The organism is Streptococcus oralis, assembly GCF_018448765.2.
GTDB lineage: Bacteria > Bacillota > Bacilli > Lactobacillales > Streptococcaceae > Streptococcus > Streptococcus oralis_BM.
Genome location: NZ_JAHCMC020000001.1, coordinates 1189782 through 1216382, shown reverse-complemented (window position 1 = coordinate 1216382; position 26601 = coordinate 1189782). Strand labels below are relative to the sequence as shown.

The 26601-nt window shown below is 42.7% G+C and carries 25 protein-coding genes and 1 pseudogene; 24 read left to right on the top strand and 2 right to left on the bottom strand.

Translation table 11 applies throughout. From position 1 onward, the window contains the following. Positions 1-8: 8 nt before the first annotated feature. Positions 9-824 (top strand): ABC transporter substrate-binding protein, encoded by an 816-nt coding sequence (locus tag KIH88_RS05975; protein ID WP_213988071.1) that lies wholly within the window; start codon positions 9-11, stop codon positions 822-824. Between the two features lie 19 nt (positions 825-843). On the opposite strand, the gene KIH88_RS05970 is transcribed toward KIH88_RS05975, so the two are convergent. Beyond that, positions 844-2115 carry an aminotransferase-like domain-containing protein gene (locus KIH88_RS05970; protein ID WP_213988070.1) on the bottom strand — a complete coding sequence of 424 codons (1272 nt, stop codon included), beginning with the start codon at positions 2113-2115 and terminating at the stop codon, positions 844-846. A 156-nt stretch (positions 2116-2271) separates the two neighbouring features. On the opposite strand from KIH88_RS05970, the gene budA reads away from it, so the two are divergent. The 12 genes and pseudogenes from budA to alaS all read left to right on the top strand — a co-directional run bounded on the left by budA (position 2272) and on the right by alaS (position 14303). Beyond that, on the top strand, positions 2272-2991 hold the full coding sequence (gene budA / locus KIH88_RS05965; RefSeq protein WP_213988069.1) for an acetolactate decarboxylase: 720 nt from the start codon (positions 2272-2274) through the stop codon (positions 2989-2991). Positions 2992-3000: 9 nt separating this feature from the next. After that, the gene (locus KIH88_RS05960) at positions 3001-3753 is read left to right on the top strand and encodes a YhfC family intramembrane metalloprotease (RefSeq protein WP_213988068.1); all 753 of its coding nucleotides are present in this window, start codon (positions 3001-3003) and stop codon (positions 3751-3753) included. A 111-nt stretch (positions 3754-3864) separates the two neighbouring features. Then, the gene (gene murB, locus KIH88_RS05955; RefSeq protein ID WP_213988067.1) at positions 3865-4770 is read left to right on the top strand and encodes a UDP-N-acetylmuramate dehydrogenase; all 906 of its coding nucleotides are present in this window, start codon (positions 3865-3867) and stop codon (positions 4768-4770) included. A gap of 159 nt (positions 4771-4929) precedes the next feature. Next, entirely contained in the window at positions 4930-6087 is a 1158-nt protein-coding gene (locus KIH88_RS05950; protein WP_000742901.1) for an ABC transporter ATP-binding protein, read from the top strand. Then, positions 6068-6874: an ABC transporter permease gene (locus KIH88_RS05945; RefSeq protein ID WP_213988066.1), complete on the top strand. Its 807-nt coding sequence runs from the start codon at positions 6068-6070 to the stop codon at positions 6872-6874. The genes KIH88_RS05950 and KIH88_RS05945 overlap by 20 nt, the downstream gene beginning before the upstream one ends. Then, positions 6871-7644 (top strand): ABC transporter permease, encoded by a 774-nt coding sequence (locus KIH88_RS05940; protein ID WP_000712718.1) that lies wholly within the window; start codon positions 6871-6873, stop codon positions 7642-7644. The genes KIH88_RS05945 and KIH88_RS05940 overlap by 4 nt, the downstream gene beginning before the upstream one ends. Further along, positions 7641-8711, top strand: a complete 1071-nt coding sequence (locus KIH88_RS05935) for an ABC transporter substrate-binding protein (RefSeq protein ID WP_213988065.1) — start codon at positions 7641-7643, stop codon at positions 8709-8711. The genes KIH88_RS05940 and KIH88_RS05935 overlap by 4 nt, the downstream gene beginning before the upstream one ends. A gap of 158 nt (positions 8712-8869) precedes the next feature. Beyond that, a complete protein-coding gene (locus KIH88_RS05930; protein ID WP_225901025.1) occupies positions 8870-9694 on the top strand; it encodes a GIY-YIG nuclease family protein in 825 nt (274 codons plus the stop codon). A gap of 8 nt (positions 9695-9702) precedes the next feature. Beyond that, positions 9703-10014 (top strand): hypothetical protein, encoded by a 312-nt coding sequence (locus KIH88_RS05925; RefSeq protein WP_213988063.1) that lies wholly within the window; start codon positions 9703-9705, stop codon positions 10012-10014. 433 nt (positions 10015-10447) lie between these two features. Then, positions 10448-10906, top strand: a pseudogene (locus tag KIH88_RS05920) (PASTA domain-containing protein); the annotation flags it as partial. Between the two features lie 272 nt (positions 10907-11178). Beyond that, positions 11179-11664 (top strand): LURP-one-related/scramblase family protein, encoded by a 486-nt coding sequence (locus KIH88_RS05915; protein ID WP_061420712.1) that lies wholly within the window; start codon positions 11179-11181, stop codon positions 11662-11664. A 20-nt stretch (positions 11665-11684) separates the two neighbouring features. Further along, entirely contained in the window at positions 11685-14303 is a 2619-nt protein-coding gene (gene alaS / locus KIH88_RS05910; RefSeq protein ID WP_213988062.1) for an alanine--tRNA ligase, read from the top strand. Between the two features lie 87 nt (positions 14304-14390). Here the strand turns inward: alaS and KIH88_RS05905 are convergent, their stop codons facing one another. Continuing rightward, on the bottom strand, positions 14391-15839 hold the full coding sequence (locus KIH88_RS05905) for an alpha-amylase (RefSeq protein ID WP_213988061.1): 1449 nt from the start codon (positions 15837-15839) through the stop codon (positions 14391-14393). Between the two features lie 272 nt (positions 15840-16111). Here KIH88_RS05905 and KIH88_RS05900 point away from each other — a divergent pair, with 272 nt between their 5' ends. The 11 genes from KIH88_RS05900 to KIH88_RS05850 all read left to right on the top strand — a co-directional run bounded on the left by KIH88_RS05900 (position 16112) and on the right by KIH88_RS05850 (position 26496). Further along, positions 16112-17275, top strand: a complete 1164-nt coding sequence (locus KIH88_RS05900) for a class I SAM-dependent rRNA methyltransferase (protein WP_213988060.1) — start codon at positions 16112-16114, stop codon at positions 17273-17275. After that, positions 17272-17949, top strand: a complete 678-nt coding sequence (gene aroD / locus KIH88_RS05895; RefSeq protein WP_213988059.1) for a type I 3-dehydroquinate dehydratase — start codon at positions 17272-17274, stop codon at positions 17947-17949. The genes KIH88_RS05900 and aroD overlap by 4 nt, the downstream gene beginning before the upstream one ends. After that, on the top strand, positions 17939-18793 hold the full coding sequence (locus tag KIH88_RS05890) for a shikimate dehydrogenase (RefSeq protein WP_213988058.1): 855 nt from the start codon (positions 17939-17941) through the stop codon (positions 18791-18793). The genes aroD and KIH88_RS05890 overlap by 11 nt, the downstream gene beginning before the upstream one ends. A gap of 18 nt (positions 18794-18811) precedes the next feature. Then, the gene (gene aroB / locus KIH88_RS05885; protein WP_213988057.1) at positions 18812-19879 is read left to right on the top strand and encodes a 3-dehydroquinate synthase; all 1068 of its coding nucleotides are present in this window, start codon (positions 18812-18814) and stop codon (positions 19877-19879) included. A gap of 9 nt (positions 19880-19888) precedes the next feature. Next, on the top strand, positions 19889-21055 hold the full coding sequence (gene aroC, locus KIH88_RS05880) for a chorismate synthase (RefSeq protein WP_070697342.1): 1167 nt from the start codon (positions 19889-19891) through the stop codon (positions 21053-21055). 9 nt (positions 21056-21064) lie between these two features. Continuing rightward, positions 21065-22168 (top strand): prephenate dehydrogenase, encoded by a 1104-nt coding sequence (locus tag KIH88_RS05875; RefSeq protein WP_213988056.1) that lies wholly within the window; start codon positions 21065-21067, stop codon positions 22166-22168. A 10-nt stretch (positions 22169-22178) separates the two neighbouring features. Next, the gene (locus tag KIH88_RS05870; RefSeq protein ID WP_213988055.1) at positions 22179-22517 is read left to right on the top strand and encodes a YlbF/YmcA family competence regulator; all 339 of its coding nucleotides are present in this window, start codon (positions 22179-22181) and stop codon (positions 22515-22517) included. 89 nt (positions 22518-22606) lie between these two features. Beyond that, positions 22607-23890: a 3-phosphoshikimate 1-carboxyvinyltransferase gene (gene aroA / locus KIH88_RS05865; protein WP_213988054.1), complete on the top strand. Its 1284-nt coding sequence runs from the start codon at positions 22607-22609 to the stop codon at positions 23888-23890. Continuing rightward, positions 23883-24359, top strand: a complete 477-nt coding sequence (locus KIH88_RS05860) for a shikimate kinase (protein ID WP_213988053.1) — start codon at positions 23883-23885, stop codon at positions 24357-24359. The genes aroA and KIH88_RS05860 overlap by 8 nt, the downstream gene beginning before the upstream one ends. Next, positions 24356-25204, top strand: a complete 849-nt coding sequence (gene pheA / locus KIH88_RS05855) for a prephenate dehydratase (protein ID WP_213988052.1) — start codon at positions 24356-24358, stop codon at positions 25202-25204. The genes KIH88_RS05860 and pheA overlap by 4 nt, the downstream gene beginning before the upstream one ends. Then, complete coding sequence (locus KIH88_RS05850) at positions 25201-26496, top strand: LCP family protein (protein WP_213988051.1); 1296 nt, start codon at positions 25201-25203, stop codon at positions 26494-26496. The genes pheA and KIH88_RS05850 overlap by 4 nt, the downstream gene beginning before the upstream one ends. Positions 26497-26601 lie beyond the last annotated feature (105 nt).

Below are 26601 nucleotides of genomic sequence, written 5' to 3'. Positions count from 1 at the left end.
GTTTATTTATGAAATTCAAAAAATGGATGTTAGTTGTATGTAGCATGCTTGCCAGCATGATTTTGGTAGCTTGCCAGTCAGGAACGGATAGCTCCCAGTCTGCTGTGGACGCTATCAAACAAAAAGGAAAGCTAGTCGTTGCGACCAGTCCAGACTATGCACCATTTGAATTCCAATCCTTGGTAGATGGTAAAAACCAAGTGGTTGGGGCAGATATTGATATGGCTCAAGCGATTGCGGATGAGCTTGGGGTTAAACTTGAAATCTCTAGCATGAGTTTTGACAATGTTTTGACCAGCCTTCAAACTGGAAAGGCTGACTTAGCAATTGCGGGAATTAGTGCTACAGATGAGAGAAAGGAAGTCTTTGACTTTTCAATCCCTTACTATGAAAACAAGATGAGTTTCTTGGTGAGAAAAGCCGATTTAGACAAGTACAAGGATCTTTCAAGCCTCGCAAGTGCGAATATCGCGGCTCAAAAGGGGACTGTGCCAGAAACCATGGTGAAGGAACAATTGCCAAATGCCCAGTTGACATCCTTGACCAATATGGGGGAAGCAGTTAATGAATTGCAGGCTGGAAAAGTGGATGCTGTTCATATGGATGAACCAGTTGCTCTTAGCTATGCAGGTAAAAACTCAGATCTTGTCGTTGCATCTGTTAATTTGACAATGAAAGATGGCGAAGCCAATGCTGTTGCTATCAAGAAGAATCAAGCAGACTTGAAAGCAGTAGTCGATAAGGTTATCCAAAAACTGAAAGATGACGGAACCTATCAAACTTACCTTGAAAAAGCAGCGAAACTAACAGAAGTTGAACAATAAGAAAAAGCAGAGTTGGACTTTAATCCAATTCTGCTTTTATGTATTCTAATAACTCTTCTAGATTTTCGAGAGAGACTTTGGCGAACTGATAAGGACAGGCGTCCAAATAAGCCTTCTCAAAAAAGTCTAGTTTGAGTGAGCTATGCTTTAAACTGCCAATCTTAGGATAGTTTCTCAAATCAAGGAGAAGGCCATCGTGTAGAGGATAGTGGGGCAAGGGGCAGGTGTTTTCTTCAAGCACGTTCTTTATCTGAGCCTGATAGTTCTCTTGAAGGGTCAGTCTGGCCAGTCGATTTTTTTCAAATAACTGACTGTCGATGTAAAGAGAGAGTGCCTTTTGCATGATGAGATTGCTGTCATAGTCCAGGATATTTTTGTAGGAAACAAAGGCCTCTTTTAGGTCATTTGGGAGAATGAGAGCGGTGATACGAAGGGCTGGAAAGAGACTTGTTGAGAAGGATTTGATATAAATGACGCGATCCTCAGTATCCAGATAGTGGAAGGTTTGCCCCTTTTTAGAGTCTAAATCCCCTAGATAATCATCCTCGACGATATATACACCATACTGGTTTGCTAGATCCAGAATAGCCCTTTTTTCCTGATCAGAATAGGAATGACCTAGGGGATAGTGGAAGCGAGGAATGGTATAGAAAAACTTGATTTTCCCAGATTTGAATTGTTTTTCCAGTTCTTCAAGGTCAATGCCATCAATACGGCGTTCAATGGTCTGGTAGGCCAATCCCTGAGCGACTAAGAGGCGGTTCATTCGGTGATAGGTCGGTTGTTCGACCAAAATCTCCTCTCCTTTGCTAGGGAAGTCAATCTGAGAAAGGATAAAGAGAGCTTGCTGGGTGCCAGAAGTTAGAACCAGTTGATCGGGTTTGCAGTAGAGGGCTTGGTCAAAGAGGAGTTGATGGATAGATTGTCTCAGTTCCTCAAGCCCTTCTTGGTTGTCATAGTAGTTGAAGAGGTAGTTTTCTCGGCCTATCAGGGTTTCATTGACGCAGAGTCGGAAGTCGTCATAGGCACTGGCATGTTCATCAGTGACTTCGATTTCCAAGTCCTGATGCTGTCCTTGTTCCAGAACATAGTAACCACTCTGAGGTTTGGCATAGAGGTATTGTTCATGGCGCAATTCCAGTAGGGCTCGTTGGATAGTGTCCTTGCTACAGTGGAAGTCCTGGCTCAGTTGACGGATAGAGGGAAGTCGGCTGCCTGTTGGAAATTTTCCTGATTCGATTCCCTTTTTTAGAAAGGAAACGACTGCTTGGTATTTACTTTCTTTCTTCATTCCAGACCTCCCTTGATTTTGTTACATTGTACCTTTTTTTTGCCTCCTTTGCAATGGGAAAAGCATTTCTCCCTTTCACAACTAGGAGCAAATGTGGTATACTTAGAAAGTATGATGATTCATTGAATAAAAGATAAGAAAGAGAATGGTAGAAAAGTGCAGGAACCGGTTAAATTATTTCAATACAATACTCTAGGTGCCCTAATGGCAGGTCTCTATGGTGGAACCATGACCGTAGGAGAATTGCTGGAACATGGCGACCTCGGCTTAGGAACATTAGATTCGATTGATGGGGAATTGATTGTCCTTGATGGCAAGGCTTATCAAGCCAAAGGTTCAGGGGAACAACCTGAAATTGTAGAAGTTGCCTCTGATGCCCTTATTCCCTATGCAGCAGTGGTTCCTCATCAGGCAGAAGTGATTTTTCGTCAGCGCTTTGAGATGACAGATAAGGAATTGGAAAAACGAATTGAGTCCTACTATGATGGGGAAAATCTTTTTCGTTCCATCAAGATTCATGGCGAATTTTCACAAATGCATGTGCGGATGATTCCCAAATCCACACCTGATACCAAATTTGCTGATGTCGCGACTCACCAACCGGAATATAGCCGTGAAAATGTATCAGGAACCATTGTTGGATTTTGGACACCGGAGATTTTCCATGGAGTGAGTGTTGCAGGTTACCATTTGCACTTTATCTCAGATGATTTGACCTTCGGTGGGCATGTGATGGACTTTGTTATCAAAGAAGGAATGATTGAGGTTGGGGCAGTTGATCAGTTGGACCAACGTTTTCCAGTCCAAGATCGCCAGTATTTATTTGCCAAATTTAACGTTGACGAAATGAAGAAAGATATTGATAAGTCAGAATAGGAGAAAAAGATGACAGTACATATTATCCTTACCATGGTTGCTTTGGTTCTCATTCTAGTAAGTGGAACTTGGTATGCCAAAAAACGGTTTAAAATCTCTCTTGCAGTGATGGGCTTGGGGGCAATCGCATTTTTTGTTTCTTCTCAAGTGTTAGAGAAGATGGTTCACCTTCTGGTACTCCATCCGCAAAAAGACGGAACCATTTTACTCGCGCAGGAGCATCCTTTCTTATACGTCCTTTATGGGATCGCTATGGCAGCACTCTTTGAAGAGACGGCTCGCCTTGTCTTTTTTAAATGGTTGGAGAAAAAGAGAAAGTTGGAAGATAGAGATGCTTGGGCTTATGGCTTAGGACATGGAGGCTTAGAGATGCTCTATCTCGGAATGGGAAGTTTGATTAGCCTTTTGATCCTCTTTTCACTCATCCAGTCTTCAAATACTGATGCGGCGAATCTTCTTACAAAGAGTACATTAGAAACAGTTCAGTCTCTATCAGCATGGCAGGTCTATCTACTAGGGGTTGAGCGTGTCCTTGCTCTGGTTCTCCAAATTAGCCTTACTGTCTGGGTCTATCAAAGTGTACGTCAAAAGAAATGGATCTATCTCGTTGCTGCCTATGGTTTGCATGCTTTGTTTGACTTGGCTCCAGCTCTATCTCAAGTGGGATGGATTGCAAATCCACTTTTAGTTGAGTTCATTCTTCTCACAGAACTTATAGCTCTCGTCTGGCTGACAAAATCGACATTTTGGAAAAAATCATAAAAAGAGGGATGACCTCTTTTTTTATGTAATGATAAAACAAGCTCTTTTTATGGTCGTCAAATGTCTCTAAAAATGGTATAATGGAATGAATTTTGAAAAAGGAAGAGTGACATGTTAGTAAAAGAAAAAATACTTGAAATCCTAGAAGGAATCGATATTCGTTTTAAGGAACCTTTGAAGACCTATACCTATACCAAGGTAGGAGGTCGAGCGGATTATCTAGTTTTGCCACGCAATCGCTATGAGATGGCTCGTGTCGTCCAATTTGCCAATCAAGAGAATATTCCCTGGATGGTGCTAGGAAATGCTAGTAATATCATCGTTCGTGAAGGTGGGATCCGTGGATTTGTCATCTTGTGTGACAAGCTCAATAACGTTTCAGTTGATGGTTATACCATTGAAGCGGAAGCTGGGGCCAACTTGATTGAAACGACACGTATTGCCCTCCGTCATAGTTTGACTGGTTTTGAATTTGCTTGTGGGATTCCTGGAAGCGTCGGCGGTGCGGTCTTTATGAATGCGGGCGCTTATGGAGGTGAGATTGCTCATATCTTGCAGTCTTGTCAAATTTTGACCAAGGAAGGGGAAATCAAGACCTTGTCAGTCAAGGATTTGGCTTTTGGTTACCGTCATTCAGCTATTCAGGATTCTGGGGCCATTGTCTTGTCAGCTAAATTTGCCCTATCTCCAGGGAATCATCAGGTTATCAAGCAAGAAATGGACCGCTTGACGCACCTACGTGAACTCAAACAACCTCTAGAATACCCATCTTGTGGTTCAGTCTTTAAGCGTCCAGTTGGGCATTTTGCAGGTCAGTTGATCTCAGAGGCTGGCCTGAAGGGCTATCGAATCGGTGGTGTGGAAGTATCTGAAAAACACGCAGGTTTCATGATCAATGTTGCTGACGGAACGGCCAAAGACTATGAAGACTTGATCCAATCTGTTATCGAAAAAGTCAAGGAACACTCAGGTGTCACCCTTGAGAGAGAAGTCCGAATCTTGGGTGAGAAAGAATAAGGTTGGGGTAGAAAAGTTGCTGCTATAACCATTGTAAAGGGGGTGAAAGCCTATCGTTAGTGAAGATGTATGTAGGCAGTTCAATCTCCTACACGAGGTAGTAGCGGCCTGACAGAGCCCTGATCTGTTAATTTATGAAAAAGAAGGAATTTATGACAATTGAAAAAACCAATTATTGAATTCAAAAACGTCTCTAAAGTTTTTGAAGACAGCAACACCAAGGTTCTCAAAGACATCAACTTTGAGTTGGAAGAAGGGAAATTTTACACTCTTTTGGGCGCATCTGGTTCAGGAAAGTCAACCATCCTGAACATCATTGCAGGTTTACTGGATGCGACGACAGGGGATATTTTACTGGATGGGGTGCGGATCAACGATATCCCAACTAATAAACGAGATGTCCATACGGTCTTCCAATCCTATGCCTTGTTTCCACATATGAATGTGTTTGAAAATGTTGCCTTTCCGCTCCGCTTGCGTAAAATCGACAAGAAAGAAATCGAACAACGCGTAGCGGAAGTTCTCAAGATGGTTCAGTTGGAAGGTTATGAAAAACGTTCCATCCGTAAACTCTCTGGAGGACAACGTCAGCGTGTGGCTATTGCCCGTGCTATCATCAACCAACCTCGTGTGGTCTTGCTGGATGAGCCCTTGTCAGCGCTGGACTTGAAATTGCGAACAGACATGCAGTACGAACTGCGTGAACTGCAACAACGATTGGGAATTACCTTTGTCTTTGTCACTCACGATCAGGAAGAAGCTCTTGCCATGAGTGACTGGATTTTCGTTATGAATGATGGCGAGATTGTTCAGTCAGGAACGCCTGTCGACATCTATGATGAGCCGATCAACCACTTTGTTGCCACATTTATCGGTGAGTCCAACATCTTGCCAGGAACCATGATTGAGGACTACTTGGTCGAGTTTAATGGCAAACGCTTTGAAGCGGTCGACGGGGGGATGAAGCCAAATGAGCCTGTTGAGGTTGTCATTCGTCCAGAGGACTTGCGCATTACCCTACCTGAAGAAGGCAAGCTCCAAGTTAAAGTTGATACCCAGCTCTTCCGTGGGGTTCACTATGAGATTATCGCCTATGATGAGCTCGGAAATGAATGGATGATTCACTCGACTCGTAAGGCCATTGTGGGTGAGGAAATCGGTCTGGACTTTGAACCAGAAGACATCCACATCATGCGTCTCAACGAAACCGAAGAAGAGTTCGATGCTCGTATCGAGGAGTACGTAGAAATCGAAGAGCAAGAAGCAGGTCTGATTAACGCGATCGAGGAGGAAAGAGATGAAGAAAACAACCTCTAAACTCTTTGTAGTGCCCTACATGTTTTGGATTGTCCTCTTTGTCCTCGCACCCTTGGTCTTGATTTTTGGACAATCCTTTTTCAACATTGAAGGGCAGTTTAGTTTAGAAAACTACAAATCCTACTTTGTGTCACAAAACTTGACCTACCTCAAAATGAGCTTCAACTCTGTGCTTTATGCAGGGATTGTAACCTTGGTGACACTGCTCATCAGCTATCCAACAGCCCTCTTTTTGACCCGTCTCAAGCACCGTCAACTCTGGCTCATGCTGATTATCCTGCCGACATGGATTAACCTGCTCCTCAAGGCCTATGCCTTTATCGGGATTTTTGGTCAAAATGGCTCTATTAACCAATTTTTGGAATTTGTCGGAATCGGTTCGCAACAGTTGCTCTTTACCGATTTCTCCTTTATCTTTGTTGCAAGCTACATTGAGCTTCCCTTTATGATTTTACCGATTTTCAATGTCTTGGATGACATGGATAACAATCTCATCAATGCCAGCTACGACCTCGGTGCGACCAAGTGGGAAACTTTCCGCCATGTTATCTTCCCTCTGTCTATGAACGGGGTGAGAAGTGGGGTTCAGTCTGTCTTTATCCCAAGTTTGAGTCTCTTCATGTTGACACGTTTGATTGGTGGGAACCGCGTTATCACGCTGGGAACGGCTATTGAGCAGAACTTTCTAACCAATGACAACTACGGTATGGGTTCTACCATCGGTGTGATCCTCATCCTAACCATGTTCATCACCATGTGGGTGACCAAGGAAAGGAGAGAACGATGAAAAAATTTGCCAATCTCTACCTAGCCTTTGTCTTTATCATCCTTTATTTGCCAATTTTTTACCTGATTGGTTACGCCTTTAACGCAGGGGATGATATGAACAGCTTTACAGGCTTTAGCTTGAGCCATTTTAAAACCATGTTTGGTGATGGTCGCCTCATGTTGATCCTCACCCAAACCTTTTTCTTGGCCTTTCTATCAGCATTAATTGCGACAGTTATAGGGACTTTCGGTGCCATTTATATCTATCAGTCTCGTAAGAAATACCAAGAAGCCTTTTTATCACTCAATAATATCCTCATGGTTGCGCCTGACGTTATGATTGGTGCCAGCTTCTTGATTCTCTTTACCCAGCTTAAGTTTTCACTTGGCTTTTTGACGGTTCTATCTAGTCACGTGGCCTTTTCCATCCCTATCGTGGTCTTGATGGTCTTGCCTCGTCTCAAGGAAATGAATGATGACATGATTCATGCGGCCTATGACTTGGGAGCCAGCCAGTTTCAGATGTTCAAAGAAATCATGCTTCCGTACCTGACACCGTCTATCATTGCAGGTTATTTCATGGCCTTCACCTATTCGTTAGACGACTTTGCCGTAACCTTCTTTGTGACGGGAAATGGCTTTTCAACCCTGTCAGTCGAGATTTATTCTCGTGCTCGTAAGGGAATTTCGCTAGAAATCAATGCCCTGTCTGCCCTTGTCTTTCTCTTTAGTATTATCCTAGTTGTTGGCTATTACTTTATCTCACGTGAGAAGGAGGAGCAAGCATGAAAAAACTCTATTCATTTTTAGCAGGAATTGTAGCGATTATCCTTGTCTTGTGGGGAATTGCGACTCATATAGATAGTAAAATCAACAGCCGAGATAGTCAAAAACTGGTTATCTACAACTGGGGGGACTATATCGATCCAGAACTCTTGGAGAAATTCACAGAAGAAACAGGAATCCAAGTCCAGTACGAGACCTTTGACTCCAACGAAGCCATGTATACTAAGATTAAGCAGGGTGGAACGACCTACGACATTGCTATCCCGAGTGAATACATGATCAATAAGATGAAGGACGAAGACCTATTGGTTCCTCTCGATTATTCAAAAATTGAAGGAATCGAAAATATCGGACCTGAGTTCCTCAACCAGTCATTTGACCCGGGCAACAAATTCTCCATCCCATACTTCTGGGGAACCTTGGGAATTGTTTACAATGAAACCATGATAGATGAGGCGCCTGAGCATTGGGATGACCTCTGGAAACCAGAATACAAGGATTCCATCATGCTCTTTGATGGGGCGCGTGAGGTGCTGGGACTCGGGCTTAACTCACTCGGTTACAGTCTCAACTCCAAGGATCCTCAGCAGCTGGAAGAGACAGTGGATAAGCTCTACAAACTGACTCCAAATATCAAGGCCATTGTGGCGGACGAGATGAAGGGTTACATGATTCAGAACAACGCTGCTATCGGTGTGACTTTCTCTGGGGAAGCCAGCCAGATGTTGGAGAAAAATCCTAACCTCAAGTATGTCGTTCCGACTGAGGCCAGCAATCTCTGGTTTGATAACATGGTCATTCCAAAAACCGTGAAAAACCAAGATGCCGCCTATGCCTTTATCAACTTTATGTTGAAACCCGAAAATGCTCTGAAAAATGCGGAGTATGTAGGCTACTCAACACCAAACCTACCAGCAAAGGAAATGCTCCCAGAGGAGACTCGTGAGGACAAATCCTTCTATCCAGACGCTGATACCATGAAACACCTAGAAGTTTATGAAAAGTTTGACCATAAATGGACAGGAAAATACAGCGACCTCTTCCTCCAGTTTAAAATGTATCGGAAGTAGGAGATAAACGTAAGAAACGAATCAGTTAGAGCTGGTTCGTTTTTTATGATGAAATTAATAAATCAAACTTATAAAAGTTTGACCATAACTACACCTTTTTGTATAATAATATATGAGAAATGTAAAGTTAAGCAAATATTATGGGAGGAGAGTTTGTCATGGATATAAAGTTAAACGATATTTTGAATATAAGTGAGCAAAATCAGAGAAAATTCAAGGTGAAATTTAATAATTGGACGGGTGAAAATCCAATTCAGACCTATTTGAGAGACGAAGAAATAATTAATAACTACAACTTATTTTGGAGAACAAATAAGCGATATTTCAATGTTGGAGATATTGTCATAAATTTCATTAAGATTGATAATAACAAATGGTTATTAACTACTATAAAAGAAGTGAGTAAGGAACTTTTTGTTACTGGAGGACAAAATTATGAAGGGATTGAACTAAAGGAATATTCAGCCCTTTTTGGTCGTCTAATTATTCGGTACAGAAAAGAATCTAGAGGTTCAGTTCTAAAGTATACAACTTGTAAGGAAAAACTTGTGATAGAGCAATTGTTATCAGATTCATTTGGAGGAGAAGAATTTCCGGGATATGATAATATTTCTTTGTCTTACAAAGAATTAGAATTGATTTTACGTTTGAGAAAGAAAGATTGGATAACTGCTTTAGAAAATCAAAAAGCTGTTTATCTTATTACGGATAAGCAGAATGGTAAATTATATGTAGGCTCAGCAACTTCAAACTACGGCATGCTTTTACAACGTTGGCAATCCTATGTGGATAATGGACATGGTGGCAATAAAGAACTTAGGATTTTAGTTGAAAAACAGGGGTTGAATTACGTTAAAGAAAATTTTCAATACTCTGTATTGGAAAACTATAACGGAAAAATAGATGATAAGTTTGTGTTAAAACGTGAATCCTGGTGGAAAGAAGTTTTAAAATCTAGGGAACATGGTTATAATTCAAATTAGGAGGGAATATGAATAATCTGAATGATTGGGAAAAAGCTCGTCGAGAAGAAGAATTGAATCAAGAGCTAAAAAGACAGAATAACTTGTTGGAACAGCAGAGATGGGAACAGCAATTTTCTAACCAAAAACAACAGGCAGCACTAGATGAACAAAATCGTCTTGCTCTAGAACAACAAGAAACATTAAAAGAGAGAAATGAGTTAGAACGTCAGAGACAATGGGATGAGGAATCTCGACATCAAAGAGAATTAGAATTACGTATAGAGCAACAATATAAAGATAATATATTTGATTTAAAAAAAAATTTGGGCCAAAGCTGAAACTGAAGATGAGAGAGGGAGAATTCAGATACTCTTAGCAGAAGCAGAAGCTGACTTGAATGAGTATTTGCTGGAGAAAGAGAGAGAAGCAGAAAGAAAACGATTGGCTACAGAGCGATTTCAATTAGAACAACAGGAAGAAAGAGAACAGAATGAATTATTAGAGCGTCGTAGAAAGAAAATAAGAAGAATAAAGTGGTTTTTCGGAATAGCTATAAGCTTACTTTTTTTATTGATAATTGGAACTTTTTTCATAGGAATGACCAAGTCTAAATCATCTCATAACAGCACTAAGCAATCAACTCAATCATCTAACTCAGAAATCTCCACGAGTTCCACAACAAAAAGTTCACTTGGTGGTAATAAATCTCAAGATAAACAAACATCATCGACAACATCTGCCAGTTCTAGTTCACAGGTTTCAAAAGTATATATTGGAAACTACATTGGTCGAAAACCAACAGATGTGGTTGCTGAACTCAAGGAGAAAAAAGTTCCTGAAAATCTTATTAAGATTGAAGAAGAAGAATCTACTGAAACGGAGCCAGGTACCATTTTGAGACAAAGTCTGTCTGAAGGAGCTTCTTATGATCTCAGTAAGTCGACACAAATTGTCTTGACAGTAGCCAAGAAGGCAGTAACTGTTCCAATGCCTAGTTATATTGGATCAAGTTTGGAATTTACTAAGAATAACTTGGTTCAAATTGTTGGTGTTAAAGAGGCCAATATTGAAATAGTGGAAGTAGGCAGTGCTCCTGAGGGTACTGCTGAAGGAACAGTGGTTGATCAAAGACCTAAGGCGGGGGAAAAGGTTCATTTGGAAAATACAAGAATTAAAATTTCAATATATAAACCTAAAAATACTCAAACATCACAAAGTAGATCTAGATAAATTAAGAGGTTAATGCAGAAGTTTATGATTCATTGCTGTTAACCTTGACGAACTCCTCCAAAAACGATATAATAAAAAAGTTGAGAATTGATTTTCTGTCATCTTAGTCCAGAGAAATGGCGGTGCTGCGAGCCATCTAAGCTAGGAAGTCATGCTACTCAATCAGACAATTGCATAAGAATAAGAGAATGACAAGTTCATTGAATGAAGGTGGTACCGCGGTTTTTCGCCCTTCGTGATGTGAGCTTGTCTTTTGATTTTTGGAGGTGTTTATGAAGACATTTCTCGTGAAACAAAAGTTTCGTCTTGGGGGCGAACGCTTTGATATCAAGGATGACAGAGGAGTAGTGAACTATCAAGTGGAGGGATCTTTCTTCCAAATTCCTAAGACCTTTACCATCTATGACGCCTATGGTGAGCAGGTCAGTGAAATCAGTAAAGAATTTTTCACCTTGCTTCCTCGCTTTACTATTCAGCTACGAAACGGTTCAAATTTCGTTATTCGTAAGAAGTTGACCTTCTGGCGAGATAAGTATGAGTTTGATGATCTAGGGCTTCGTATCGAGGGCAATATCTGGGATTTGAATTTCAAATTGCTGGATGATCGTGATCAGCTTGTCGCCGAGATTCGAAAAGAGATTTTCCATTTGACCTCAACTTACACCGTAACCGTCTATGAAGACTCTTATGCAGACCTAGTCATTTCCCTCTGTGTCGCGATTGACTATGTGGAGATGCTGGAAAGCCAATCAAATTAAACAAGTAATAAGGAGATATTATGAAACAACTATCTAGTGCTCAAGTACGCCAAATGTGGCTAGATTTTTGGGCAAGCAAAGGCCACTCTGTCGAACCATCAGTCAGCTTGGTTCCAGTAAACGACCCAACTCTTTTGTGGATTAACTCTGGGGTAGCAACCCTTAAGAAATACTTTGACGGAACCATTATCCCTGAAAATCCACGTATTACCAATGCGCAAAAAGCTATCCGTACCAATGACATCGAAAATGTCGGAAAAACAGCTCGCCACCATACTATGTTTGAAATGTTGGGGAACTTCTCTATCGGGGATTACTTCCGTGATGAAGCCATTACTTGGGCTTATGAACTCTTGACAAGCCCTGAGTGGTTCGACTTCCCTAAAGACAAACTCTACATGACCTACTATCCAGACGATAAAGATTCTTATAACCGCTGGATTGAAGTAGGAGTGGACCCAAGCCACTTGATCCCAATCGAAGACAACTTCTGGGAAATCGGTGCGGGACCTTCTGGACCTGATACAGAAATCTTCTTTGACCGTGGAGAAGCATTTGACCCAGAAAATATTGGTCTTCGTCTGCTTGCAGAGGATATCGAAAACGACCGTTACATCGAAATCTGGAATATCGTTTTGTCACAATTTAACGCTGATCCTGCTGTTCCACGTAGCGAATACAAAGAATTGCCACACAAGAACATTGATACGGGCGCTGGTTTGGAGCGTTTGGTGGCTGTTATCCAAGGGGCTAAGACAAACTTTGAAACGGACCTCTTCATGCCGATTATCCGTGAAGTTGAGAAATTGTCAGGTAAGGTCTACGACCAAGATGGCGATAACATGAGCTTTAAGGTCATTGCGGACCATATTCGTTCTCTTTCATTTGCCATCGGTGATGGTGCCCTTCCAGGAAATGAAGGTCGTGGTTATGTTCTTCGTCGTTTGCTCCGTCGTGCTTCTATGCACGGTCAAAAATTGGGCATCAACGAGCCTTTCCTTTACAAACTCGTTCCAACTGTTGGAAAAATCATGGAAAGCTACTACCCAGAAGTGCTTGAAAAACGTGACTTTATCGAGAAAATTGTCAAGAGCGAAGAAGAGTCATTTGCCCGTACCCTTCACTCAGGTCAACACTTTGCAGAAACCATTGTAGCTGATTTGAAAGCGAAAGGTCAAAACGTTATCGCTGGGCAAGATGTCTTCAAACTCTACGATACTTACGGATTCCCAGTAGAATTGACTGAAGAAATCGCTGAAGAAGCTGGGATGACTGTCGACCGTGAAGGTTTTGAAGCAGCTATGAAAGAACAGCAAGAGCGTGCGCGTGCGTCAGCTGTCAAAGGCGGCTCAATGGGAATGCAAAATGAAACCCTTCAAAATATTACAGTGGAAAGTGTCTTCAACTACAATGCTAACCAATTGCCTTCTAAGTTGGTGGCTATCGTAGCTGAAAACGCTGAAGTAGAAGCTGTTTCAGAAGGAACTGCCTCTCTTATCTTTGCGGAAACACCATTCTACGCTGAAATGGGTGGACAAGTAGCTGACCACGGTCAAATCTTGGATGCTGCAGGGAACCTTGTGGCTACTGTGACAGATGTTCAAAAAGCACCAAACGGACAAGCTCTTCATACTGTTGAAGTTCTTGCACCACTTACTTTGAACCAAGAATACACCTTGGCAATTGATACCAATCGTCGTCATCGTGTCATGAAGAACCATACAGCCACTCATTTGCTCCATGCGGCCCTCCACAATATCCTTGGTCACCATGCAACTCAAGCAGGATCTCTGAACGAAGTCGAATTCCTTCGCTTTGACTTTACTCACTTCCAAGCCGTAACTCCTGAAGAGTTGCGCGTCATTGAACAGCAAGTTAATGAGAAAATTTGGGAAGCAATTGCTGTAGAAACTGTTGAGACAGATATTGACACGGCTAAAGAAATGGGAGCTATGGCCCTCTTTGGTGAGAAGTATGGTAAGGAAGTCCGAGTTGTAACCATTGGTGACTACTCTGTGGAACTCTGTGGTGGTACCCACGTTGGCAACACTTCTGAAATTGGCCTCTTCAAGATTGTCAAAGAAGAAGGAATCGGTTCAGGTACCCGCCGTATCTTGGCAGTAACTGGTAAGGAAGCCTTTGAAGCTTATCGTGAACAAGAAGACGCTTTGAAAGCCGTCGCAGTAACCTTGAAAGCCCCTCAACTCAAAGAAGTACCCCACAAGGTGGAAGGGCTTCAAGAACAACTCCGTCAGCTTCAAAAAGAAAATGCAGAATTGAAGGAAAAAGCTGCGGCTGCAGCTGCAGGTGATGTCTTCAAGGATGTGAATGAAGCAAATGGTCACCGTTACATTGCAAGCCAAGTTTCTGTATCAGATGCAGGTGCCCTTCGTACCTTTGCGGATAACTGGAAACAAAAAGACTACTCTGATGTTCTTGTCCTAGTTGCCGCTATCGGTGACAAAGTCAATGTTCTTGTAGCTAGCAAGACAAAAGATGTGCATGCAGGAAACCTTGTCAAAGAATTGGCTCCAATCATTGATGGACGTGGTGGTGGTAAACCAGACATGGCCATGGCAGGAGGAAGCAACCAAGCGAAAATCCAAGAACTCTTGGATGCAGTAGCAGGTAAATTATAAGACAATGAAGATCTATCCATTTGGTTAGGTCTTTTTGCATACACAAAAAAGCCAAATCCGATTGGATCTGGCTTGTACCTGATAGGTTTATTTTGCTGCCCAGACACTGACTGAACCCGCTGCTACTGGAAATTCTCCATAACCATCAGCGTTGATTGTAACTTGTGCTGGATGATTTTCAAGGAGGTCAACAAAGGTTTGTTCAGCCCATTCTTGACCGACAAACATAGCCTTGCTGTTTTCTTGGTCATTTGAGATAAGGACAGCGATTGGAGATTGATGTTCAGCACCTGAACGAACCCAACCGATACAGTTGACATCGTCAAAGTAGTCTGTTTGCTCTCCATAGGCCCTGTCTTTTCGGATGGCTAGGAGACGATCAAGAACTTCTCTGAAATCTTGTTGAGCATATTGCCCTGAAATACCATAATAGTCTCCGTAAAAGACACATGGAAGCCCATCTTGGCGTAATAGAATAAGGGCATAGGCTGCTGGCTTGAACCATTCTTCAACAGTAGACTCAAGTGCTTGTCCTCGTTGAGTATCATGATTGTCAACAAAAGTCACAGCCTTGTCGGGCTTGAGTTTAACCAAGCTATCTGTGAAAATGCCACGAAGATCGTAGTTTGCTCTAGCTTGACTGGCTTCAAAGAGGTTCTGGTGGAGACGAACATCGACAAGATCAAAGCGTTCCTCCGTTTTTTCGAGATAGTCTAGGTTGGCTTCCTTATCAGGATTCCAGAATTCCCCAAAAACGTAGAAATCTTCGCCGTATTTTTCCTTCATATCACGAATGAAATTGCCCATAAAGAAGGAGTCAATGTGCTTAACGGCATCCAAGCGGAAACCAGCTACACCAGTCGTTTCCATGAACCAGTCAGCCCAGTCATAGATATTTTGGATGACTTCAGGATGTTTAAAGTCTAGGTCGGCATACATGAGGTAGTCGTAGTTACCGTTTTCGTTATCGACCAATTCCTCGTTGGCCCAGCCCTTATTGTCCCCTTGAATCAGATAAATCCCAGACTTACGGCGTTTGGCATCGTAGTCTGTACCTGTGAAGTGGTACCAGTGCCAGTGGAAGTCATTGTAGGTGTTTTGGCGACCATCGAAAGTAAAGTGAGTCCAGCCATTGATAGTAAAGGGCTCGCTTAGTTGAACGGTACGATCCTCAGGGTCCACTTCAATAACCTGAAAGGCTTCCATATGATCGGCAGCAGCCTTGTGATTGAGCACCACATCGGCCATAGGTTGAATTCCCTGTGCCTTTAGAGTTTGAATGGCTTGAAGATAGTCTTCTTTAAACCCATACTTGGTACGGACAGTCCCTTTTTGGTTAAACTCGCCTAAGTCGAATAAGTCATAGACCCCATAGCCGACATCTTTTTCGTTGGTTGCCTTGAAGGCAGGTGGCATCCAGACATGGCTGATACCAAGGTTTGCTAGGTGCTCTGCATCATTTGTCAGTCGCGTCCAATGTTGGCCGTCGTGAGGCAAATACCATTCAAAGTATTGCATAAGTGTCTGATTTTGCATTGTTTTTCCTCTTGCTTATCAATGTTGTGTTTTATTCTACCATAAAGTTTAGAACTAGGCAAACGTTTGCGCAAGATTCTATACTCATTTCTGAAATTGTCTATTTTTAGCGCGTGGAAACTCTCCTTCCACTACAAGGGAGAGGATATCTTGGCGAGAAAGTAAATGGAATAAACTTATTTGAACAAAAATGACACTCAGTAAACTAAAGTACAACTGGTTAAACGGTTTCTTTTTTGAGAATTGTCACAAAATTTGCTATAATAGTAGCTATGAATAGAATTAGGGTCAGCAGACGTGTTGAAAAAAAGCTAGCTAAGGGTCTAGTTCTTTTGGAAGCAAGTGATGTAACAGATATTGATCTGACGGATCAGGCGGTAGAAGTTCTTAGTCAAGACGGGAAGTTTTTAGGGAGTGCCTATCTTTCACAACAGAACAAGGGAATCGGTTGGTTCATCAGCAAGGAAAAGGTTCGCTTCAATCAAGCCTTTTTTGAAATTCTGTTTCGTAAGGCCAAGGAAGCTAGAAAGCCTTATTATCAGGATGACTTGACTACTGCCTTTCGCCTTTTTAACCAAGAGGGGGATGGTTTTGGTGGTCTGACTGTTGATCTCTATGGAGATTATGCTGTTTTTTCTTGGTACAACTCCTTTGTTTACCAGATTCGTGAGCTGATCGTAAAGGCTTTTAAGGAAGTTTTTCCTGAGGTCTTGGGGGCTTATGAGAAGATTCGTTTTAAAGGTCTAGACTACGAGTCTGCCTATGTTTATGGTGAGGAAGCGCCAGATGATTTTACTGTTCTTGAGAATGGCGTGCTCTATCAAGTCTTTATGAATGATGGCTTGATGACAGGGATTTTCCTAGACCAGCATGAGGTTCGTGGGAGTCTGGTTGACGGTCTAGCTATGGGCAAATCCTTGCTCAATATGTTTTCCTATACGGCGGCCTTTTCAGTTGCTGCAGCTATGGGAGGTGCGAGTGAGACAACTTCTGTCGACTTGGCCAAACGGTCTAGAGAGCTGTCAGAGGCTCATTTTCAGGCAAATGGATTCAGTACGGACAATCATCGTTTTATCGTCATGGATGTCTTTGAGTACTTCAAGTATGCCAAGCGAAAAGGCTTGACCTATGATGTGATTGTCCTAGATCCGCCGAGCTTTGCTCGCAATAAAAAACAAACATTCTCTGTAGCTAAGGACTATCACAAGTTGATTTCCCAGAGTCTAGAGATTTTAAATCCGGGAGGCATTATCATTGTCAGTACAAATGCTGCCAATGTTTCCCGCCAGAAATTTACAGAACAAATTGATAAAGGTTTTGCAGGAAGAAGGTATCAGATCTTGAACCAATATGGTCTTCCAGCTGACTTTGCCTATAATAAAAAAGATGAAAGCAGTAATTACCTCAAGGTGATTAGTATGAAGGTTAGTAAATGAAATTAGTCGTCTCAGTAATGCCAAGAAGTTTAGAAGAAGCGCAAGAACTGGATGCCACTAGGTATAAAGATGCCGATATCATTGAGTGGCGTGCGGACTTTCTTGCAAAGGACGCTATTTTACAGGTAGCACCCGCTATCTTTGAGAAATTTGCAGGACGCGAACTGGTCTTTACCCTTCGGACTCGCGCTGAGGGAGGAGGAATCGAACTTTCCTCAGAAGAGTATGTTCAAATCATCAAGGAAGTTACTCAGCTCTATCAGCCGGATTATGTAGATTTCGAGTATTTCAGCTACAAGGACGTTTTTGAGGAAATGTTGGATTTTCCAAATCTTGTTTTGAGCTATCATAATTTCCAGGAGACACCTGAAAACATGATGGAAATCCTGTCTGAGTTGACCAGTCTCTCTCCCAAAGTGGTCAAGGTATCAGTTATGGCCCATACGGAGCAGGATGTTTTAGACCTGATGAACTACACACGTGGATTTAAAACACTCAACCCTGAGCAAGAGTACGTGACCATTTCCATGGGGAAAATGGGCAAGGTATCCCGTATCACTTCAGATGTGACGGGTTCAAGTTGGTCATTTGCTAGTCTGGATGAAGCGAGTGCCCCAGGTCAGATTTCGCTATCAAACATGAAGAAAATCAGGGAGATTTTGGATGAAGCTTGATGGCTATACACGTATGGTGGCTGTCGTTGCAAATCCCATTAAACACTCTATTTCACCCTTTATTCACAATAGGGCCTTTGAGGCGACAGCTATTAATGGTGCCTATGTAGCTTGGGAGATTGAAGCGGGTGATTTGGCAGAAACAGTCGCCAATATTCGCCGATACCAGATGTTTGGCATCAACCTGTCTATGCCTTACAAGGAGCAGGTTATTCCTTATCTGGATGAGTTGAGTGATGAAGCTCGTTTGATTGGGGCGGTTAATACGGTTGTTAATCAAGACGGAACGTTAATTGGATATAATACAGATGGCAAGGGATTTTTTAAGAGCTTGCCTTCTTTTACAATCTCGGATAAGAAAATGACCATTCTGGGCGCAGGTGGTGCGGCCAAATCAATCTTGGCACAAGCCATTTTGGACGGCGTCAGTCAGATTTCTGTCTTTGTGCGTTTAGCTTCCATGGAAAAAACAAGACCTTACCTAGACAAGTTGCAGGAGCAAACAGGTTTTAAAGTGGACTTGTATGCTTTAGAAGATGTTTCTGAACTGCAAGCAAGGATTGCCGAGTCGGATTTACTGGTCAATGCGACCAGTGTAGGAATGGATGGTCAGTCGTCCCTAGTTCCAGAAAGCATCAATTTGCCAGAGGATCTCTTGGTCGCAGATATCATTTACCAACCTTTTGAGACGCCATTTTTGAAATGGGCTAGAAGCCAGGGCAATCCAGCTGTCAATGGTCTGGGAATGTTGCTCTATCAAGCTGCTGAAGCTTTTCAACTGTGGACAGGTAAAGAAATGCCGACAGAAGAAATTTGGCAGTCCTTAACAGAAAAATATAAATAGTGAAAAGGAGACCCTCCTATGAAAATCAGAATCGATATTCCGCATCATCCTTATGATATTCAGATTGAAAAAGGTTGTCTAGCTCAGGCTGGTCAATGGTTGCGAGAACTCTGGCAATCTCAAAAAGTGGTCATTGTAACCGATAACCATGTAGCTTCTCTCTATGCAGAGAAGGTTAAACTCAGCCTAGAAGATGCTGGTTTTCAGGTAGCTGTTTTTGACTTTTTAGAAGGCGAAGAACGAAAAAATTTAACAACTGTTCAGAAAGTCTATGAATTTCTAGTCAAGCAAGGTCTGACTCGTAGCGATGGAATCGTGGCTCTTGGCGGTGGTGTCGTTGGGGACCTAGCTGGTTTCGTAGCCTCTACCTATATGCGAGGCATTCACTTTGTTCAGATTCCGACGAGTTTGACTGCTCAGGTTGATTCTTCTATCGGTGGAAAGACGGGTGTTAATACTCCTTTTGCTAAGAATATGGTGGGAACTTTTGCCCAACCAGATGGGGTTCTGATTGACCCGCTTGTCCTTGAAACACTTGGGAAAAGAGAGTTGATTGAAGGGATGGGTGAGGTTATCAAGTACGGCTTGATTGAGGATCCAGAACTGTGGGCTCTCTTAACGGAACTGGATGGTTCTGTGGAGAGTATACTGGAACATGCGGAGGCTTTGATTGAACATTCTTGTCAGGTGAAGCGCAAGATGGTGGTTGAGGATGAGTTGGATAATGGTGTTCGCCTTTACCTCAATTTTGGTCACACCATTGGTCATGCTATTGAAGCGACTGCTGGTTATGGCAAGGTCATGCATGGTGAGGCTGTGGCCATGGGTATGGTACAGATTTCCAAGGTTGCTGAGGAAAAAGGTCTTATGCCAGAAGGAATAACCAAGTCCATTAGAGAGATGTGCCAGAAATTTGGACTACCTGTTGACTATGAAAACTGGGATGTTGATAAACTTTATCAAGCTTTGACTCATGATAAGAAAGCGCGTGGGAACACCTTGAAATTGGTCTTGGTACCAGAGCTTGGTTCAGCGACCATTCACCCAGTTTCTCTGGAAGAGATGAAAGACTACTTGGTAAAATAAGGAGAACGTATGAGATATTTAACTGCAGGAGAATCACACGGTCCCCGTCTGACAGCTATCATCGAGGGAATTCCAGCTGGACTTCCTTTGACAGCTGAGGATATTAATGGGGACCTTAAACGCCGTCAGGGTGGCTACGGTCGTGGTGGTCGTATGAAGATTGAGAGTGACCAGGTTGTCTTTACCTCAGGTGTTCGCCACGGGAAGACGACAGGGGCTCCCATTACCATGGATGTTATCAATAAAGACCACCAAAAATGGCTGGATATCATGTCTGCAGAGGACATTGAAGACCGGCTTAAAAGCAAGCGAAAAATTACTCATCCTCGTCCAGGTCACGCTGATTTGGTTGGGGGCATCAAGTACCGTTTTGATGATTTGCGAAATTCTTTAGAGCGTTCATCTGCTCGTGAAACAACCATGCGAGTAGCAGTGGGAGCAGTAGCCAAACGTCTCTTGGCTGAGCTGGATATGGAGATTGCTAATCATGTCGTGGTCTTTGGTGGTAAGGAAATCGATGTACCTGAAAATCTGACAGTCGCTGAGATTAAGGAACGAGCTGCCCAGTCTGAAGTTTCTATTGTCAACCAAGAACGAGAACAAGAAATCAAGGACTATATTGACCAAATCAAACGTGACGGTGACACCATCGGTGGGGTTGTGGAGACAGTCGTCGGAGGCGTACCAGTTGGCCTTGGTTCCTATGTTCAATGGGACAGAAAATTAGATGCGCGATTGGCCCAAGCAGTTGTTTCTATCAATGCCTTTAAAGGAGTAGAATTTGGTCTCGGATTTGAAGCTGGTTACCGAAAAGGCAGCCAAGTTATGGATGAAATTCTCTGGTCTAAAGAAGACGGTTATACTCGCCGTACCAATAATCTAGGTGGGTTTGAAGGTGGTATGACCAATGGGCAACCTATCGTTGTTCGAGGTGTCATGAAACCCATTCCCACTCTCTATAAACCATTGATGAGTGTGGATATCGAAACTCACGAACCTTACAAGGCAACTGTGGAGAGAAGTGATCCCACCGCTCTTCCAGCAGCAGGTGTGGTCATGGAAGCCGTTGTGGCAACGGTTCTGGCACAAGAAATCCTTGAAAAATTCTCATCAGATAATCTTGAGGAATTAAAAGAAGCGGTAGCCAAACACCGAGACTATACAAAGAACTATTAAGGAGTTCCTATGGCAAAAACAGTCTATATAGCAGGTCTTGGATTGATTGGTGCTTCAATGGCACTCGGTATCAAGCGCGATCATCCTGATTATGAAATTCTAGGTTACAATCGCAGTCAGGCTTCGAGAGATATTGCCTTGGAAGAAGGTATGATTGACCGTGCGACGGATGATTTTGCCAGTTTTGCTCCTCTGGCAGATGTCATCATCTTGACCTTGCCAATCAAGCAGACCATTGCTTTTATTCAGGAGTTGGCAGGTTTGAACTTGAAAGAAGGCGTCATTATCTCGGATGCGGGCTCAACCAAGGCTGCCATTGTGGATGCAGCGGAGAAGTATTTGGCTAGTAAGCCTGTTCGATTTGTCGGGGCTCATCCCATGGCTGGTAGCCATAAGACAGGAGCTGCCTCTGCCGATGTTAATCTCTTTGAAAATGCCTACTATATCTTTACTCCATCTAGTTTGACTAGTTCAGACACGCTTGAGGAAATGAAGGACCTACTTTCTGGTCTCCATGCTCGTTTCATTGAAATTGATGCCAAGGAGCACGATCGTGTAACTTCACAGATTAGCCATTTTCCCCATATCTTGGCATCAGGTCTCATGGAGCAAACAGCTGTTTATGCTCAAGAACATGAGATGACAAGGCGCTTTGCGGCGGGTGGTTTTCGAGATATGACCCGGATTGCAGAGAGTGAACCAGGTATGTGGACTTCTATTCTCTTGTCCAATCGCGAGACCATTCTAGAGCGAATTGCGGATTTCAAGGAACGCTTAGATGAGGTTGGACAAGCCATCAGCAAGGGGGAAGAAGAGAAGATTTGGAACTTTTTCAACCAAGCGCGTGAGCAACGTCAGGCCATGGAAATCCATAAACGTGGTGGTGTGGATAGTTCTTATGACCTCTATGTCGACGTTCCCGATGAAGAAGATGTTATCTTGCGAATTTTGGAATTGCTAAGAGGAACTTCTTTGGTTAATATCCACATCAACGAAGAAAACCGTGAGGATGTTCACGGGATTCTACAAATTTCATTTAAAAATGCTCAGGATCTGGAACGAGCTGAGCGCTTAATTACAGAAAATACGGACTACACAGTCGTCATCAAATAAGGAGAAAACCATGTCAAATATTTACGATACTGCAAATGAACTTAGTCGCGGCTTACGCGAATTACCAGAATACAAGGCGGTTAAGGAAGCCAAAGATGCCATCCAAGCAGATGAACATGCTGGCAAGATTTTTGCAGACTACCTTGCCTTCCAACAAGAAATCCAAGTCATGGCGCAAACTGGACAAATGCCAGATGCCTCTTTCCAAGAAAAGATGCAGTCCTTCAGCAAGCAAATCCAAGAAAACGCTCTTTTGTCAGATTTCTTTACCAAGCAGCAACAGTTATCGATTTACCTTTCAGACATTGAAAAAATTGTCTTTGAACCTGTTTCAGAATTATTGAAATAGTATTTTATCTGTATAAAAGCCAGAAATTTCAGGAATTTCTGGCTTTTTTGTGATAAAATAAGAAAAGTATTGCAAGTATGAGGTCAACTATGAAACTAAAAACAAGCATTCGCCACTTACATGGCAGTATCCGGGTACCAGGTGACAAGTCTATCAGCCACCGTTCGATTATTTTTGGAAGTTTGGCTGAGGGCGAGACTAAGGTTTATGATATTCTGCGTGGAGAGGATGTGCTTTCAACCATGCAGGTTTTTCGTGACCTTGGTGTTGAAATTGAGGACAAAGATGGGGTTGTTACCATTCAAGGTGTTGGGATGGATGGTTTAAAAGATCCTAAAAATGCTTTAGACATGGGGAATTCTGGAACCTCGATTCGTCTGATTTCAGGTGTACTTGCTGGAGCAGATTTTGAAGTAGAGATGTTCGGAGACGACAGTCTATCCAAACGTCCTATGGACCGTGTGACGATTCCATTGAAAAAAATGGGTGTCAGCATTTCAGGGCAAACCGAGCGAGACCTGCCTCCTCTTCGCCTCAAAGGGACGAAAAATTTAAGACCGATTCACTATGAGTTGCCAATCGCCTCCGCTCAGGTCAAGTCTGCCTTGATATTTGCAGCCTTGCAGGCTCAGGGGGAGTCCGTTATTCTCGAGAAAGAATGTACTCGTAACCACACCGAAGATATGCTACAACAATTTGGTGGTCAATTAAGTGTGGACGGAAAGAAAATCACAGTCCAAGGGCCGCAAAAACTGACTGGACAAAAGGTTATCGTTCCAGGAGATATCTCCAGTGCAGCCTTTTGGTTGGTCGCAGGTTTAATTGTTCCAGATTCTCGTGTGGAACTTAAGAATGTTGGTATCAATGAAACGCGTACTGGTATTCTTGATGTCATTCGTTCTATGGGTGGGAAATTGGAAATAACTGAAATCGATCCAGTCGCAAAATCTGCAACCCTAACTGTCGAGTCCTCTGAGTTGAAAGGAACGGAGATTGGTGGTGCCTTGATTCCACGTTTGATTGATGAATTGCCCATTATTGCCCTGCTTGCTACCCAAGCAGAAGGAGTGACGGTTATCAAGGATGCAGAGGAACTTAAAGTCAAAGAAACCGACCGCATTCAAGTTGTGGCTGACGCCTTGAATAGCATGGGCGCGGAAATCACTCCTACAGCAGATGGGATGATTATCAAAGGGAAATCAACCCTTCATGGCGCTAGAGTCAATACGTTTGGTGACCATCGTATCGGAATGATGACAGCCATCGCAGCCCTCTTGGTTGCAGATGGAGAAGTGGAACTTGACCGTGCTGAAGCCATCAATACCAGCTATCCTAGCTTCTTTGATGATTTGGAGAGCTTGATTCATGGCTAAGGTATTACTCGGATTTATGGGGGCAGGCAAGTCGACAATCGCTAGAGGATTGGACCCAGACTACATCGATATGGATGCCTTAATCGAGGAACGTTTGGGCATGTCCATTGCGGATTTTTTCGCTGAAAAGGGAGAAGAGGCCTTTCGTCAAGTAGAGTCAGAAGTGCTAGCTGACTTACTAAAAACGGATCACGTTGTGTCAACTGGCGGAGGGGTTGTCATTTCTCAGAGAAATCGTGACTTGCTCAAACAAAATGCTGATAATATCTATCTAAAAGCCGATTTTGAAACCCTCTACCAACGTATCGCAGCTGATAAGGACAATCAGCGCCCGCTCTTTCTTAACAAAAGTAAGGAAGAACTGGCAGCTATTTTCCAAGAAAGACAAGCTTGGTATGAGGAAGTAGCCAGTCAAGTTCTGGATGTGACCAAGTTAAGCCCAGAGGAAATTATAGAGGAACTGAGATGAAAATTGCCTTTCTAGGTCCCAAGGGATCTTTTTCGCATCATGTTGTGCAGACAGCCTTTCCCAAAGAGGAATTGCAGGCTTTTGCCAATATCACAGATGTTATCAAAGCTTATGAGCAAGGCTTGGTGGATTATTCTGTGGTGCCAGTTGAAAATTCTATCGAGGGTAGTGTTCATGAAACCTTGGATTACCTTTTTCATCAGGCTCGTATCCAAGCAGTTGCAGAAATCGTCCAGCCTATTCACCAGCAGTTGATGGTGGTTCCAAGTCAGTCAAAAATTGAAAAGATCTTTTCTCATCCTCAGGCTCTAGCTCAAGGAAAGAGGTTCATTGATGCACACTATCCAGATGCTAAAATAGAGGTAACCGCTAGTACTGCCTATGCAGCTCGATTTATTTCAGAACATCCAGACCAGCCATACGCAGCCATCGCACCAAGAAGTTCTGCCGAAGAATATGGCTTGGAATTAATTGCAGAGGATATTCAGGAGATGGAAGCCAATTTCACACGTTTTTGGGTGTTAGGGGCAGAGATACCGAAGATTCCTTTGAACTCGCAAGCTGAAAAAATGAGTTTGGCCTTGACCTTACCAGACAACCTACCTGGTGCTCTTTACAAGGCACTTTCGACCTTTGCTTGGAGAGGGATTGACTTAACAAAGATTGAAAGTCGCCCCCTTAAAACAGCCTTGGGAGAATACTTTTTCATTATCGATATAGACTATAGTGACAAAGAACTGGTTCATTTTGCCAGACAAGAACTAGAAGCCATTGGAATTCAGCACAAGATACTGGGAACCTACCCGATTTTTACCATAACTGATATAGAAAAGGAGAGTCAATGAGCAAAGAAAATCCTTTAAGTCATCACGAGCAGTTACGTTATGACTATCTCTTCAAAAATATTCATTACCTCAACGACCGTGAACGGAGGGAGTTTGATTATCTGCAACAAAAAATGACAGGTCCCAAGTCTGAAGTTCACCATTTCTACCAAGAAGAAAAAGAAGAAACTTGGGGTAGAGATATTGATCTTCCGACTTATGGCAGTAGAAGTCGATCTAAGAGACGTGAAAAGGTGGCTCCTCTGCCTAAAGTCAAAAAGAAAAAAAGAAGAATTCGCTTCAAACGAATACTGACTTGGTTCTTACTGTTGATTACATGTGTGGCTGCAGGGATGATTTTCATGTTTCTTCGGGGCTTCCAGTCAGCGGCCAATCCAACAAATAAGCCAGCTGATGCTAAAGCAGCTCAGGTAGAGGTCTTTAACGGTCAGGATACCAAAGACGGTGTGAATATCCTAGTCATGGGGACAGATGGCCGTATCGGTCAAAATAGTGCAGAGACCCGTACCGATACGATCATGATACTGAATGTCAGTGGATCGGATAAGAAGATCAAGCTAGTCAGCTTTATGCGTGACAACTTAGTTTATATCGATGGGTATAGTAAGATTGTAAATGGTCAGAAACAAACGGATAACAAATTAAATGTTGCCTATGAACTTGGGGAACAAGAAGGGCAAAAAGGAGCTGAAATGGTCCGCAAGGTTCTAAAAGACAACTTTGATTTGGATATTAAGTACTATGCTCTAGTTGACTTCCAGGCCTTTGCAACAGCTATTGATACCCTCTTCCCTGACGGAGTAACGATTGATGCCCAATTCTCAACATTGAATGGTCAACCTTTGACAGAAGCCACAGTTGGAGATGACCTTCATGCAACAGAGACAGAGTCGCCAACCCAAACCATTAAAGTTGGAAAACAGCAGATGAATGGATCCACCTTGCTGAACTATGCTCGTTTCCGTGATGATGATGAAGGGGACTATGGTCGTACCAAGAGACAACAACAAGTCATGTCAGCTGTTCTTGAGCAGATTAAAAATCCAACCAAACTCTTCACAGGTTCTGAGGCACTTGGAAAAGTCTTTGGCATGACTTCAACAAATCTACCGTATAGCTTCTTGTTGACCAATGGATTATCTGTCCTAGAAGGTGCTCAAAATGGAATTGAAAGACTCACCGTCCCAGAACTTGGTGACTGGGTAGATGCTTATGATGTCTATGGAGGGCAAGGACTTCTTGTCGATCAAAATAAATACCGGACTAAACTCGCTCAAATGGGGATGAGATAAGAGGCGATAAATGAAAATCAAAGTTTGATTCACTAGTGAAATGGTGGTCTGAGCTTTGGTTTTTCTTACTACCTGATAGATTTTTAAGACTTTTTTATGGTATAA